This is a genomic window from Allomuricauda sp. F6463D (assembly GCF_023015965.1).
Lineage (GTDB): Bacteria > Bacteroidota > Bacteroidia > Flavobacteriales > Flavobacteriaceae > Flagellimonas.
The window spans coordinates 1820166-1834632 of sequence record NZ_JALKAN010000001.1 but is presented as its reverse complement, the minus strand read 5'-3'; the positions used below and the strand labels follow the sequence as shown (position 1 = coordinate 1834632).

Below are 14467 nucleotides of genomic sequence, written 5' to 3'. Positions count from 1 at the left end.
AATTATAGCATGAAGAAATTTATTGAGACCATATCAAATATCTGGAAGATTGAGGAATTGAGACAACGGATCATCCTTACATTGGGACTGTTATTGGTTTACCGATTTGGAGCCCAAATAGTTCTTCCCGGTATTGATACCGCCCAATTGGCCCAATTATCATCGAATACCGAAAATGGTATCTTGGGTATTCTTAATGCTTTTACGGGTGGTGCCTTTGCGAATGCTTCGGTATTTGCTTTGGGTATTATGCCCTACATCTCCGCATCCATTGTGGTACAGTTGATGGGAATTGCTATTCCCTATCTTCAAAAACTACAAAAGGAAGGAGAAAGTGGCAGAAAGACCATTAACCAGATAACACGTTGGTTAACAATAGGTATCTGTATAGTTCAAGCTCCTGCATATTTGTACGGTTTAAGTGCCTTAGGTGTACCGGATAGTGCATTTGTTTTGGGTAAAGGATTGGATTTTATAGCTCCAGCTGTTATTATATTGGTAACAGGATGTGTATTTGCAATGTGGTTAGGTGAGAAAATCACCGATAAGGGAATCGGAAACGGAATCTCTTTATTGATCATGGTGGGTATTATCGCAACATTACCCCAAGCATTTGCCCAGGAATTTGTTTCCAGAACCACCAATAATACAGGTGGTATCATGTTCATGCTGATTGAGGTTATAGTTTGGTTCTTGGTTATCTTGGCATGTGTTTACTTAACAATGGCTATCAGACAAATCCCAGTTCAGTACGCAAGAAGAACTGCTTCTGGTGGATATGAGAAGAACGTTATGGGAGCACGTCAGTATATCCCCTTAAAGTTGAACGCATCTGGTGTAATGCCCATTATTTTTGCACAAGCGATTATGTTTGCACCAAGTTTGATTGGTAGAACATTTAACGATACGGCTGCAGGCCAATGGATGGAAGTTCAGTTTGCAGATATTTTTGGTTTAGCATACAATATACTATTTGCAGTATTGATCATAATATTTACTTATTTCTATACGGCGATTACCGTGCCTACCAATAAGATGGCGGATGACCTTAAGAGAAGTGGTGGTTTCATCCCGGGTATACGTCCAGGTAAGGAAACAGGGAATTATTTAGATAAAATAATGTCTTTGATCACATTTCCTGGTTCTGTCTTTTTGGCGCTATTAGCTGTATTACCAGCGGTAGTTGTAAAATTGATGGATGTACAGGCTGGATGGGCATTGTTTTATGGTGGTACATCACTGTTAATTATGGTTGGTGTGGCAATTGATACTGTACAACAAGTAAATTCTTATTTGTTGAACAGGCATTACGATGGCTTAATGAAGACAGGTAAAAATAGAAAAGTAGCATAAATAATAAAGGTTGGAAGCTAGCGGAATTTTTGCTAGACTAACCTACTACTTTAAAAACGTAAAACGAATAACTGAATATGGCAAAGCAGCCAGCAATAGAACAAGACGGGACTATTATTGAAGCATTGTCCAATGCAATGTTCAGGGTAGAATTGGAAAATGGACATGTGGTAACAGCTCATATTTCGGGGAAAATGCGCATGCACTACATTAAGTTACTTCCTGGAGATAAAGTAAAGTTGGAAATGAGTCCATACGATTTAACAAAAGCAAGAATTACTTATAGATACTAGTTACATGAAAGTAAGAGCATCAATAAAAAAGAGAAGTGCCGACTGCAAAATTGTTCGCAGAAAGGGCAGATTGTACGTAATCAACAAAAAGAATCCTAGATTTAAACAAAGACAAGGGTAATTATGGCAAGAATTGCAGGGGTAGATATACCTAAACAAAAGCGTGGCGTTATCGCGCTTACCTACATCTTCGGAATAGGTAATAGCAGAGCGCAAAAAATTTTGGAAGCAGCCCAAGTAAGTGAAGATACAAAGGTTTCTGATTGGACCGATGATGAAATCGGAAAGATTAGGGAAGCAGTATCCGCTTATACAATAGAAGGTGAGCTTCGCTCAGAAACCTCAATGAACATCAAGCGATTGATGGATATTGGGTGTTACCGTGGAATTCGTCATAGATCTGGATTGCCATTAAGAGGTCAACGTACAAAGAACAACTCTAGGACCAGAAAAGGAAAAAGAAAAACAGTTGCCAACAAGAAAAAAGCAACTAAATAATCAGTAGTCATTAGTATTTAGACGTTAGAAGAATCTGTTTGAAATGTAAAAGTCTAGGATTCCAATAACTAAGAGCTAACAACTAGAAACTAAAAAATATGGCAAAGGCAAGTACCAAAACAGCTAAAAAGCGTAAAGTAGTAGTAGAATCTACTGGAGAGGCACATATTGTTGCTTCTTTCAACAACATCATTATTTCCCTTACCAATAAGAAAGGTGATGTTATATCATGGTCTTCCGCTGGGAAAATGGGATTCCGTGGCTCAAAAAAGAATACTCCTTACGCAGCACAGATTGCAGCTGAGGATTGTGCCAAGGTAGCTAACGAAGCAGGGCTAAGAAAAGTAAAAGTTTACGTAAAAGGACCAGGTAACGGTAGAGAATCTGCTATCCGTTCAATTCACAATTCAGGAATTGAGGTGACAGAAATCATAGACGTTACTCCACTACCTCACAACGGTTGTAGACCACCAAAGAGAAGAAGAGTTTAATAATCATTAATAGATAAATGGCCCCAAAAGGGTCTTCACTAGAAGGTGCAGTTAGATTATCGAAGGATAAGCCTTAATTCATAATCGCACTTTCAAACTAAAAGAAGATGGCAAGATATACAGGACCAAAATCAAAAATCGCTAGAAAGTTTGGAGAAGCGATTTTCGGAGACGACAAAGCTTTCGAAAAGAAAAATTATCCTCCAGGACAACACGGTAACAACAGACGTCGTGGTAAAAAGTCTGAATATGCAATCCAGTTGATGGAGAAGCAAAAAGCAAAATATACCTATGGTATATTAGAAAAGCAATTCCGTAATCTTTTTGCTCAAGCCAAAAGAAAAGAAGGTGTTGCTGGTGAAATCTTACTTCAATTGTGTGAATCCCGCTTGGACAATGTCGTTTATAGAATGGGAATTTCCCCTTCAAGAAGAGGAGCGCGCCAATTGGTTTCGCACCGTCACATTACCGTAAACGGAGAAGTAGTTAATATTCCATCCTATTCACTAAAAGCAGGTGATGTAGTTGGTGTTAGGGAAAAATCTAAATCCGTACAATCCATTGAGGACTCTTTAGCTAACAATAGCAGTGTTTACGAATGGATTACATGGAACTCTGAAAAGAAAGAAGGTACATTTGTTGCCGTTCCAGAAAGACTTCAGATCCCTGAGAATATCAAGGAGCAACTGATTGTCGAATTATACTCTAAATAAGAATTCAACATTAATCCAATTATGGCATTACTTAATTTTCAGAAGCCCGATAAAGTTATAATGATCGATTCAACAGATTTCGAAGGGAAATTCGAATTTCGTCCTTTGGAACCTGGTTATGGATTAACAGTTGGGAATGCGCTGAGAAGGGTATTACTTTCCTCTTTGGAAGGTTTTGCCATCACTTCTGTGCGCATAGATGGAGTTGAACATGAATTTTCTGTTATTCCTGGCGTTGTTGAAGACGTTACAGAAATAATCCTGAACCTTAAACAGGTTAGGTTTAAAAGACAGATTGATGATGTTGAGAGTGAAACTGTATCTATTTCCGTAAGTGGAAAAGAGCAAATGACTGCTGGTGACTTCCAAAAGTTTATTTCAGGATATCAAGTACTGAATCCAGACTTGGTAATCTGCAATATGGATCCTAAGGTAAGTATTAACCTTGAGGTTGTTATCGAAAAAGGTCGTGGATATGTTCCCGCTGAGGAAAACAAAAAGGCCAATGCACCTTTGGGCAGCATAGCGGTAGACTCTGTTTATACTCCTGTAAAGAACGTAAAATACAGTATCGAAAACTTTAGGGTAGAACAAAAGACCGATTACGAAAAATTGGTTTTTGAAATCATCACAGATGGTTCTATCCATCCAAAAGATGCCTTGACCGAGGCAGCCAAGGTTTTGATTCACCACTTTATGTTGTTCTCCGATGAGCGCATTACGTTGGAAGCCGACGAAATTGCACAAACAGAGACCTACGATGAGGAATCATTGCACATGCGTCAGTTATTAAAGACCAAATTAGTAGATATGGACTTGTCCGTAAGGGCATTGAACTGTCTCAAAGCTGCTGAAGTTGATTCTTTGGGAGATTTGGTTTCCTTTAATAAAAATGATTTGATGAAGTTCAGAAACTTCGGTAAAAAATCATTGACCGAGTTGGAAGAATTGGTCATCAACAAAGGCCTACAGTTTGGTATGGACCTTTCCAAATACAAATTAGATAAAGATTAATAATCATATTTTGCTCTCTCAATTAATTTGGGATTTGGTAGCAAGATGATAATATAGAACAATGAGACACGGAAAAAAGTTTAATCACTTAGGTAGAACAGCTGCCCACAGAAAGGCCATGTTGGCCAATATGGGAAGTTCCCTTATAGAACACAAAAGAATCAACACTACGGTTGCTAAAGCCAAGGCGTTGAAGAAGTTCATTGAGCCTTTGATTACTAAAGCAAAAACAGAGAACAACCAAACTACCGAAAAAGGTACACATAATAGAAGGGTTGTTTTTAGTAACTTGAGAAGTAAGGAGGCAGTAACTGAATTGTTCAGCACAGTTGCCGAGAAAGTAGGTGACAGACCAGGAGGTTATACAAGAATTATTAAATTGGGTAACCGTTTGGGAGATAACGCCGATATGGCGATGATCGAGTTGGTGGATTTTAATGAGCTATACAATGCTGGTAAGCCCAAAAAGAAATCAACAAGAAGAAGTAGAAGAGGAGGAAGCACCAAAAAAGCTGAAACTCCGGCTCCAGCGGCCGAAACCAAAACTGACGATTCTGAAGAATAAGAAGAATGTTATTAATTATTATATTTTAGGAAAAAGGATAAGTGAAAACTTATCCTTTTTTTATGTTTTTTTGTCTTAACTGAAACTAGAACACGAAATGAAGTATCACACAAAGAAGAAAGCGTTGATTTTGTTAGCGGACGGAACCATATTTTATGGAAAGGCCGTAGGAGGTAAAGAAGGTACCGCGGTTGGAGAAGTTTGTTTCAATACTGGGATGACCGGATATCAGGAAATATTCACCGACCCATCATATTACGGACAGTTAATGGTAACCACCAATGCACATATTGGGAATTATGGTACCCACAAGGAAGAAGTTGAATCAGATTCAATTAAAATTTCGGGGCTTATCTGTAAAAATTTCAGTTATGAATACTCAAGACCCAGTGCAGAGATGAGCCTATTGGAATTCTTGGACAAGAACAATCTATTAGCTATTTCCGATGTGGATACACGTGCTTTGGTGAGCTATATTAGGGATAATGGTGCAATGAATGCGTTGATCTCCACCAAAGTGGATGATATAAATGCCTTAAAAGAAGAATTGAAACAAGTGCCAAGTATGGAAGGGTTGGAGCTTTCGTCCAAAGTTTCCACGAAAGAACCCTATTACTACGGAGATGAAAATGCCGAAATTAAAATATCTGCATTAGATATCGGAATCAAGAAGAATATTCTAAGAAACTTGGCTAAGAGAGGAGCGCATATCAAAGTATTCCCTTATAATTCATCTTATGATGAAATGAAGGCCTGGAACCCGGATGGATATTTCATTTCCAATGGACCCGGAGATCCAGAACCATTAACGGATGCTATTGCAGCTACCAAAGAAATCATCGACTCAAATAAGCCCTTGTTTGGAATTTGTTTGGGACACCAAGTATTGGCACTTGCCAACGGAGTTTCTACCTATAAAATGCACAATGGACATAGGGGAATCAATCATCCTATCTTAAATTTAATGACGGGAAAAGGGGAGATTACTTCCCAAAACCACGGGTTCGCTGTTAACAGGGAAGAAACCGAAGCAAATGCTGAGCTTGAGATTACCCATACACATTTGAACGATCAAACGGTGGCCGGTATTAAAATGAAGAATAAAGACGTTTTCTCGGTGCAATATCACCCAGAAGCAAGTCCAGGCCCACACGATGCAGATTATCTGTTCGACCAGTTCTTTGATTTGATCAAGGCAAGTAAAAACTAAAACGTTATAGTTTTGTTTTTAAGGAATTATGTATGTTTTGTGGGCAATATCATGAAGTTAACAACGTCACCTTTTGTATCTTAGCCCAATAATCACAACTAAAATATTGAATTAAAATGAGCATCATTATCAACATTCATGCAAGACAGATATTGGATTCTAGAGGAAATCCAACAGTAGAAGTAGATGTAGTAACGGAAAATGGAATAATGGGAAGGGCAGCAGTGCCCTCTGGAGCCTCTACTGGAGAACATGAAGCAGTTGAGTTACGAGATGGTGGTGATACCTTTATGGGTAAAGGCGTTGGGAAAGCCGTGAATAATGTAAACACCATTATCGCTGAAGAATTGCTCGGTACTTCTGTTTTTGAACAGAATCACATCGATAATACCATGATTGAGTTGGATGGCACCCCAAACAAATCAAAATTGGGGGCAAATGCCATTTTGGGAGTATCCTTGGCAGTAGCCAAGGCAGCAGCCAACGAACTGGGGATTCCATTGTACCGTTATGTAGGTGGAGTTAGCGCTAATACGCTTCCAGTACCAATGATGAACATTATCAACGGAGGTTCACATTCCGATGCGCCTATAGCATTTCAAGAGTTTATGGTAATGCCCGTAAAGGCAAAAGACTTTAGCCATGCCATGCAAATGGGAACTGAAATCTTCCATAATCTAAAAAAAGTATTGCATGACCGTAATTTGAGCACGGCGGTAGGTGATGAAGGTGGTTTTGCACCAACTTTGGAAGGTGGTACTGAAGATGCCTTGGATACCATTGCAAAAGCTGTTGAAAAAGCAGGTTACAAATTGGGTGATGATGTTATGATAGCATTGGATTGTGCCGCTGCAGAATTTTTTGTGAACGGCGCTTACGATTATACCAAATTTGAAGGTAGTAAGGGTGTAGTTCGGACTTCTGAAGAACAAGCTCAATACCTTGCCGACCTTTGTGATAAATACCCAATTATTTCAATTGAAGATGGTATGGACGAAAACGATTGGGACGGATGGAAAATGCTGACTGAAAAAATTGGAGACAAAGTTCAGTTAGTAGGAGATGATTTGTTCGTAACCAATGTGGAACGTTTGTCCCGTGGTATTGAAAATGGTATTGCCAATTCAATTTTGATCAAGGTAAACCAAATTGGAACATTAACAGAGACCATAGCTGCTGTGAATATGGCGAAGAACGCAGGATATACTTCTGTAATGTCGCACAGATCAGGTGAAACAGAGGATAATACCATTGCCGATTTGGCCGTTGCATTGAACACAGGTCAGATTAAAACAGGTTCTGCTTCAAGGAGTGATCGTATGGCCAAGTACAATCAATTGTTAAGAATTGAAGAAGCCTTGGGAGATATTGCATACTACCCTCAAGAAAAAGCATTTAAGATAAAATAAGCATAATAATTATTTAGCATATTAAAAGCCTTTTCCAATTGGAAAAGGCTTTTTTTTGTTTCAATAACAAAGTTTGGTTAACTTAAGGGGTCACTAAACTACCTTTTAAATTCTCCCGCATGAATAACTTTCTTTTTGTTGCCGCCGAAAATGATGCTATAGAAAATTGTAAAGCAGGTGGTATGGGAGATGTGGTTAGAGACGTGCCCAGGCAGATTTCGGAAAGGGGTGATAAGGTTCATGTTGTGGTTCCTTCCTATTCTAGATTACACCAAGGAGGATTGCCCCGGGCCACCTTAAATTTTTCGTTACGTGGTATTGGTTACACGGCTGAATTATACGAGGTAAAGCCAAAAAAAGAGTTTTCGAATATATTTCACTATGTATTGCATCACCCTGAGATAGAAGCTGGGGATATTGCACATATTTACCACAACGATCCTGAAGAACCCTTCTTTACCGATGCCATTAAATACTTCATATTTTGTACGGCTGTGGCCGAGGCAATCAAACAGGGAGCGTTTGGCGATTTAAATATTATCCATTTACATGATTGGCATTCAAGTTTGCTATTGTTCCTAAGGGAATATCATCAAGATTATACCAATCTAAAGGATATTCGAATTATATATAGCATCCATAATTTAGCTATTCAAGGCATACGTCCGTTCGATGGAAACTACTCGTCCGTTAAACACTGGTTCCCTAATGTATCTTTAGATTATCAAAAATTGATGGATTATAGATACCAAGATTGTATCAACTTAATGGCCGTGGGTATTCGTTTTGCCGACGCTGTGCACACTGTTTCACCATCGTATAAAGAAGATGTGCTCAAACCAAGTTCGCCACCAGAATTCATTGGAGGAGAAAGTTTGGAAAAGGATTTACAAATCGCCGATCAAGAAGGACGGTTGTTTGGTATTTTGAATGGGTGCAACTACAAGAATATCAACAATGAGAAAAAAGGAAATATCTACCGGAACACGGTAAAAGCTCTTTTTAGGTGGCTGCAAGAAGAATCAAAAAAGTACAAAGCTGATTTTTTGGCCCACACGGGTGAAAAAATCATGACTTATGTAGATCAAAGACCCAAGTTTATAGCGTCCAGTGTCGCACGGCTAACCGAACAAAAATTTTATTTTTTTATGCGTTCACCAGAAGCATTTGTGGAAATATTGCACAAACTGGAGAAGATTGACGGCATTTTTATGCTGTTGGGAACAGGCGCTCCTGAGTACGAAGAACTATTTAGAAAATTAAGCTACGAACACAAGAATTTTATCTTTACCAATGGTCAATCCGAAAAATTGATAGACTCCATATACCTAGAGTCCGATCTCTATGTAATGCCAAGTCTATTTGAACCCTGTGGAATCAGTCAAATGTTGGCCATGAGAAATGGGAACCCTTGTTTGGTTCATTATACAGGGGGATTAAAGGATACGGTAGAACACAGGAAAACAGGTTTTACGTTTGACGGAGACAGTTATGATGAAAAAATAAAAAACATGTTAGAAGCGTTTGATATGGCTTTGGATGTGTTCGAAAACGATAAGCCCAACTGGAAAAAAATACAAGTGGCTGCAAGGAAAAAACGCTTTACCTGGAAGAAATCTGTAGACCAATATTATAAGTTGCTTTACAAACAGGACTAAAGGACTGTTTCCCCCTATATTTTATCGTAAATAGCGGCAGAAATAGCGATTGGGAATTGTTAATGGCTGTGCTTTTTCGTATTTTTCGCTTTCTATTTTTACTAATCTATTAAAATATAAGATGTCGGATAAAGCTATACTCGAATATGGGGGTGAAAGATTTGAATTCCCCGTTATCAAAGGTACTGAAGATGAATTGGCCATAGATATTAAAACCTTAAGGGCCGCAACTGGAATGGTAACTTTAGATCCCGGTTATAAGAACACTGGATCTTGCGAAAGTGAAATTACCTTTCTAGATGGCGAAAAAGGGATTTTGAGATATCGCGGATATTCGATTGAGGATTTAGCGGAGAAGGCCGACTTTTTGGAAGTGGCCTATCTTTTGATTTTTGGTGAATTACCAAATAAAGAAGAACTGGAAAAATTCCATAATGATATTAAGGAAGAGTCCCAAGTAGATGAGGAAATGAAGAAAATCTTGGATGGTTTCCCTAAATCAGCACACCCAATGGGCGTGTTATCTTCTTTAACGAGTGCTTTAGTGGCTTTTAACCCATCTTGTGTGGATGTGTCATCCGAATCTGCAATGTACGGTTCCATAGTACGTATTTTGGCCAAATTCCCTGTTTTGGTGGCGTGGGCTATGCGTAAGAAGAAAGGGCTACCCTTGGATTATGGAGATGATAGTCTTGGTTATGTAGAGAACATTCATAAAATGATGTTTAAAAGACCTAATCAAGAATATAAGAGAGACCCGATTGCCATAGATGCTCTGGATAAACTATTAATTTTACACGCAGATCACGAGCAAAACTGTTCAACTTCTACTGTACGTATCGTTGGATCTTCCCATGCAGGGTTGTTTGCTTCTCTATCAGCCGGAATCTCTGCGTTATGGGGTCCCATGCACGGAGGGGCTAACCAAGCTGTTTTGGAAATGCTGGAAGCAATAGAAGCAGATGGTGGCGACACCAAAAAGTATATGGCCAAAGCAAAGGACAAAAGTGATCCTTTCCGTTTAATGGGCTTTGGACACAGGGTATACAAAAACTTTGACCCTAGAGCAAAAATCATTAAAAAATCGGCAGACGAAGTACTTGGCAACCTTGGTATTCAAGATCCTATTTTAGATATAGCCAAAGGATTGGAAAAAGAAGCCTTGGAGGACAAGTATTTTGTAGATAGAAAACTTTATCCCAATGTAGATTTCTATTCAGGAATCATTTATCGTTCATTGGGTATACCAACCGAGATGTTCACTGTAATGTTTGCTTTGGGCAGATTGCCAGGATGGATTGCACAATGGAGAGAAATGAGATTGAGAAAAGAGCCGATAGGAAGGCCTAGACAAGTTTATATAGGAGAAAACCTTAGGAACTTTGTTTCATTGGAAAAAAGGTAGAAGGTAAGATTTGGGACGAAAAGGAAAAAAAGGGAGCGGTATAGCTCCTTTTTTTTATTGCTATCTTTCTTTGAGCTAAAGTCTTCCTACGGCATTTTGATTCAAATACTTGTCACTATCATAGCAAATTTGCATAATTCCAAAGTAGTAATGTTTTTGAATGTCAGAGATATTTTTGTTGGCAATGGCTATTCGGGTCTTTTTAAAAGTTTGATGGATAAAATCATGGGCATCCACAACGCTCAAGTTTTTTATAGTTGAATCCAATGATTTTTTATATTTTTTTAAGGACGCGTCCACCTTTACAAAACTCTCCGCAACATCGGCACTGGTTTCATTGGAGAATAAAGCATCGTTATCTGGAAACCCACTTTTATGAATACAGTCCTCATATTTAACAGTGTAAATCGATTTCTTTAATTCTGAATTCGATGTAGAAACGATTTTTATTTCTTCTATTTTTTGGAAAGCATCTATGTCTTTTAAAACGATAAATACGGTCGCCAATAAAATCGATGTAAATACTATTTTTTTCATTGTAAGAAAAATCTGATTGCAAATGTAATCATTAAATTCTATTGGTAACTTTACATCTGTCAATTTTTTAAGTTTTAACGTTAATTTTATCTATTTGACATACAAGTTTTTGACTAATTATTAAATGTTTTATTTTAAAAGTTCTTTCCCGATACTTTGTAGGTGATTTTATCATTTTCATTGACAGATAAAATGAACTAAAACACTAGATTTGCCACAGAATTTTCAGGGTTTTCCCGTATTGATTCCTGTGATATATATTTTTGGTACCTAATAAACCTTTTATGATGGAATTGAACATTATTGATGAGACCAGTAGATTAAAAGCTGTTATATTGGGAACTGCCCAAAATAGCGGTCCGGTTCCTACAATTGACGAAGCTTACGATCCTAAGTCCATAGAACACATAAAAGCTGGAACCTATCCCAAAGAAACAGATATGGTCAAAGAAATTGAAGCCTTTGCCGCAGTCTTTGAAAAATATGGAGTTGATGTGTACCGACCAGAAGTGTTGGAGGGTTGTAATCAAATATTTACGCGCGATATAGCTTTTGTTATTGAAGATAAACTGTTTCATGCCAATATTTTGCCCAACCGAGAACGTGAATTTGTTGCAATACATGAAGTTCTCGATAAAATTGATCCCATAAAGATTGTTCGTCCGCCTGAAGAAGTACATATAGAAGGAGGGGATGTAATGCCCTGGAACGATCATATTTTCATTGGAACCTATTCAGGGGTAGATTATGCTGATTATATTACAGCTCGAACCAACTTGGAAGCAGTGGAATATATTCGTGCAATGTTCCCTCATAAAACCGTAAAATCTTTCGAGTTGAGAAAATCGAACACCAATCCAAAAGAAAATGCACTGCATTTGGATTGTTGTTTCCAACCTATTGGAAAGGACAAAGCAATTTTACATAAAAATGGATTTTTGGTCGAGGAGGAATACCAGTACTTAGTGGATTTCTTCGGTGCGGAAAATATTTTTGAGATTGATAAAGAGGAAATGTATCAAATGTTCAGTAATGTATTTTCCATATCACCTGAGGTAGTGGTGTCGGAAAGGAGTTTTACCCGATTGAACAATTGGCTTCGGGACCAGGGATTTACCGTTGAGGAAATTCCGTATTCCGAAATTGCAAAACAAGAAGGCCTGTTACGTTGTAGTACGATGCCTTTGATCAGAGTTTAATTTTAACCCAACTTCCTGCTGCCACAGGTATATTAAAATAATCAAAGTATTGAGAAAACAGATTACCAACACCATTCTTATGGTACGTCCTGTAAACTTTAGGATGAACGAGCAAACTGCTGTAAACAATTATTTTCAAGAAGACCCGGATATTAAAAATGCGGAGATCAATAAAAAAGCACAGCAAGAGTTCGATCAATTTGTAAAGATGCTAAGGGAGCACGGTGTTAATGTGATAACCATTAGCGATAATATGGAGCAAGACACACCGGATTCCATATTCCCGAACAATTGGGTCTCTTTTCATACCAGCGGTACCGTTTCCGTATATCCTATGTTCGCCGAAAACCGTAGAAAAGAACGTAGGGAAGATATTTTGGAGCTATTGGAGGAAAATGGTTTTGTAATTAACAACATCATGGACTATACAGTAGCCGAAGATGATGGCGTTTTTTTGGAAGGTACCGGCAGTATCCTAAAGGATAGAGTAAACCAAAAAGCATACTGCGCTCTTTCCGAACGAGCGGACGAAGAGCTTTTTATTGAATTCTGCGAGGATTTCGATTGCTTTCCAGTAATTTTTCATGCCAACCAAACTGTAGAGGGTAAACGACTGCCAATTTATCACACGAACGTGATGATGGCTATGGCAGAAACCTTTGTCGTAATCTGTTTGGATTCCATAGATGATAAAAAGGAAAGAAAAAATGTGGTAGAACACATAAAAATGGATGGTAGGGAAGTTATCCGAATTACCGAAGAACAGATGTATCACTTTGCAGGTAATATGCTTCAGGTAATTGGAGCGGATGATCAGCGTTATATGGTAATGAGTACTCAAGCCTATGATAGTTTGACGCAAGCTCAGATCAAAGCAATAGAAAAACATTGTGCCATTATTCATAGTTCGTTGGACACCATAGAAACTTGTGGGGGCGGAAGTGCCCGTTGTATGATGGCCGAAGTATTTTTGCCAAAGGCATAACACATGATCGATTAGACATATAATTGACCATTATAAACCGTGAATTAATTAAATTCGGCCATGCGCAGAAATTTTGAAATCTTGGGACTTTGTATGGCATGGTTTGCCGTCCTGGCCCAACTTTACCTTATGTTACAAAACCGCGAAGCTGGTATTGTAGAGAGTTTGGTTCGATTTGTAAGTTACTTTACCATACTCACCAATACGTTGGTGGCGTTTTTCTTTACAACCCGGGTATTTGGAGCTGACCAAAAACGATTGGCACTTTTTCATAAAAAAACAACTGCTATTGCATTAACAACATTTAGTGTAGTGGTTGGTCTTGTGTATCAATTTGTACTACGTGAAATTTGGAATCCAACTGGTTTGCAAATGGTAGTCGACGAACTGTTGCATACCATTATACCTGTGTTTATGTACGTGTATTGGCTTATGTTTTGTGCCAAGACGGCTATTGCTTGGAAACAACTCTCCAAGTGGTTGTTATTTCCTATAGTGTATCTGGTTTTTATAATCGTGCGCGGGCATTTTTCAGGGTTTTATCCTTATGCGTTTTTAAATAAGGACGAACTTGGGTTTGGGCCAACAATGTTGAATGTCAGTTTTGTGTGTCTATTGATGTTTTTGATTATGGCAGGACTTTATTTTTTGGGCAAATTACTGCAGCCGAGAAAATAGGTGTTAATTCGTAAACTCTACTTAATTCAATATAGATAGCCATTACTGCATTTCGAACGAAAGTGAGAAAGATGAGAATTGCGAGATTTTTTCAATCGTTACATCGCGACTCATTTTGAAATTATTTAATTCGCCATGCAGGACTTGTTTCAGCATAATACCTGGGATGATGAGATTTCGTCAGGTATCTAATGGATTTGACACATAAAATCGGATGCTTAAATACCAAGTAAAATCATATTATTCCCTCAACCCAACCACAATCCCTCTAAGCGCAATCACTACCTGTTGTACTGCTTTTTGGTCAAACGTATCTTCCTCCAAATAAAATAGCATTTCTACTGCCAAATCTAAAACCTTGGCAAGTTCTTCAGGAGAGCCGTACCAGTCTTCAATCCATTGTGGTAAATATTCTTCTATGTTCATTCTTACCTTTAAGTAAGCAAGAAACAATTTTTA

17 protein-coding genes are annotated in these 14467 nt (G+C 38.2%); 15 read left to right on the top strand and 2 right to left on the bottom strand.

What is annotated here, in order from left to right; translation table 11 throughout:
• Positions 1 to 9 precede the first annotated feature (9 nt).
• The 12 genes from secY to MWU56_RS08050 all read left to right on the top strand — a co-directional run bounded on the left by secY (position 10) and on the right by MWU56_RS08050 (position 10609).
• A complete protein-coding gene (secY, locus tag MWU56_RS08105) occupies positions 10 to 1353 on the top strand; it encodes a preprotein translocase subunit SecY (RefSeq protein WP_247043554.1) in 1344 nt (447 codons plus the stop codon).
• Between the two features lie 77 nt (positions 1354 to 1430).
• Positions 1431 to 1646: a translation initiation factor IF-1 gene (gene infA / locus MWU56_RS08100; RefSeq protein ID WP_014031991.1), complete on the top strand. Its 216-nt coding sequence runs from the start codon at positions 1431 to 1433 to the stop codon at positions 1644 to 1646.
• Positions 1647 to 1650: 4 nt separating this feature from the next.
• Positions 1651 to 1767 (top strand): type B 50S ribosomal protein L36, encoded by a 117-nt coding sequence (gene ykgO / locus MWU56_RS08095; protein WP_010519235.1) that lies wholly within the window; start codon positions 1651 to 1653, stop codon positions 1765 to 1767.
• A 2-nt stretch (positions 1768 to 1769) separates the two neighbouring features.
• Positions 1770 to 2144, top strand: a complete 375-nt coding sequence (gene rpsM / locus MWU56_RS08090; RefSeq protein WP_247043553.1) for a 30S ribosomal protein S13 — start codon at positions 1770 to 1772, stop codon at positions 2142 to 2144.
• Positions 2145 to 2242: 98 nt separating this feature from the next.
• Positions 2243 to 2635, top strand: a complete 393-nt coding sequence (rpsK, locus tag MWU56_RS08085; RefSeq protein ID WP_247043552.1) for a 30S ribosomal protein S11 — start codon at positions 2243 to 2245, stop codon at positions 2633 to 2635.
• 107 nt (positions 2636 to 2742) lie between these two features.
• On the top strand, positions 2743 to 3348 hold the full coding sequence (gene rpsD, locus MWU56_RS08080) for a 30S ribosomal protein S4 (protein WP_247043551.1): 606 nt from the start codon (positions 2743 to 2745) through the stop codon (positions 3346 to 3348).
• Positions 3349 to 3369: 21 nt separating this feature from the next.
• A complete protein-coding gene (locus MWU56_RS08075) occupies positions 3370 to 4362 on the top strand; it encodes a DNA-directed RNA polymerase subunit alpha (protein WP_247043550.1) in 993 nt (330 codons plus the stop codon).
• Positions 4363 to 4423: 61 nt separating this feature from the next.
• Positions 4424 to 4927 (top strand): 50S ribosomal protein L17, encoded by a 504-nt coding sequence (gene rplQ / locus MWU56_RS08070; RefSeq protein ID WP_247043549.1) that lies wholly within the window; start codon positions 4424 to 4426, stop codon positions 4925 to 4927.
• Between the two features lie 97 nt (positions 4928 to 5024).
• Entirely contained in the window at positions 5025 to 6137 is a 1113-nt protein-coding gene (gene carA, locus MWU56_RS08065) for a glutamine-hydrolyzing carbamoyl-phosphate synthase small subunit (protein WP_247043547.1), read from the top strand.
• Between the two features lie 116 nt (positions 6138 to 6253).
• Complete coding sequence (gene eno, locus MWU56_RS08060; RefSeq protein WP_247043545.1) at positions 6254 to 7546, top strand: phosphopyruvate hydratase; 1293 nt, start codon at positions 6254 to 6256, stop codon at positions 7544 to 7546.
• Positions 7547 to 7665: 119 nt separating this feature from the next.
• The gene (locus MWU56_RS08055; protein ID WP_247043542.1) at positions 7666 to 9204 is read left to right on the top strand and encodes a glycogen synthase; all 1539 of its coding nucleotides are present in this window, start codon (positions 7666 to 7668) and stop codon (positions 9202 to 9204) included.
• Between the two features lie 121 nt (positions 9205 to 9325).
• Positions 9326 to 10609, top strand: coding sequence for a citrate synthase (locus tag MWU56_RS08050; protein ID WP_247043540.1), 1284 nt, complete (start codon positions 9326 to 9328; stop codon positions 10607 to 10609).
• A gap of 75 nt (positions 10610 to 10684) precedes the next feature.
• Here the strand turns inward: MWU56_RS08050 and MWU56_RS08045 are convergent, their stop codons facing one another.
• Positions 10685 to 11146 (bottom strand): hypothetical protein, encoded by a 462-nt coding sequence (locus MWU56_RS08045; RefSeq protein WP_247043538.1) that lies wholly within the window; start codon positions 11144 to 11146, stop codon positions 10685 to 10687.
• A gap of 284 nt (positions 11147 to 11430) precedes the next feature.
• Between MWU56_RS08045 and MWU56_RS08040 the strand changes: the two genes are divergently transcribed.
• From MWU56_RS08040 to MWU56_RS08030, 3 genes are all read left to right on the top strand, one after another.
• The gene (locus MWU56_RS08040; protein WP_247043537.1) at positions 11431 to 12345 is read left to right on the top strand and encodes a dimethylarginine dimethylaminohydrolase family protein; all 915 of its coding nucleotides are present in this window, start codon (positions 11431 to 11433) and stop codon (positions 12343 to 12345) included.
• A 79-nt stretch (positions 12346 to 12424) separates the two neighbouring features.
• A complete protein-coding gene (ctlX, locus tag MWU56_RS08035) occupies positions 12425 to 13330 on the top strand; it encodes a citrulline utilization hydrolase CtlX (protein WP_410548930.1) in 906 nt (301 codons plus the stop codon).
• Between the two features lie 60 nt (positions 13331 to 13390).
• The gene (locus MWU56_RS08030; RefSeq protein ID WP_247043536.1) at positions 13391 to 14008 is read left to right on the top strand and encodes a Pr6Pr family membrane protein; all 618 of its coding nucleotides are present in this window, start codon (positions 13391 to 13393) and stop codon (positions 14006 to 14008) included.
• A gap of 240 nt (positions 14009 to 14248) precedes the next feature.
• Here MWU56_RS08030 and MWU56_RS08025 read toward each other — a convergent pair whose 3' ends face one another.
• Entirely contained in the window at positions 14249 to 14434 is a 186-nt protein-coding gene (locus MWU56_RS08025; protein ID WP_247043535.1) for a hypothetical protein, read from the bottom strand.
• Positions 14435 to 14467 lie beyond the last annotated feature (33 nt).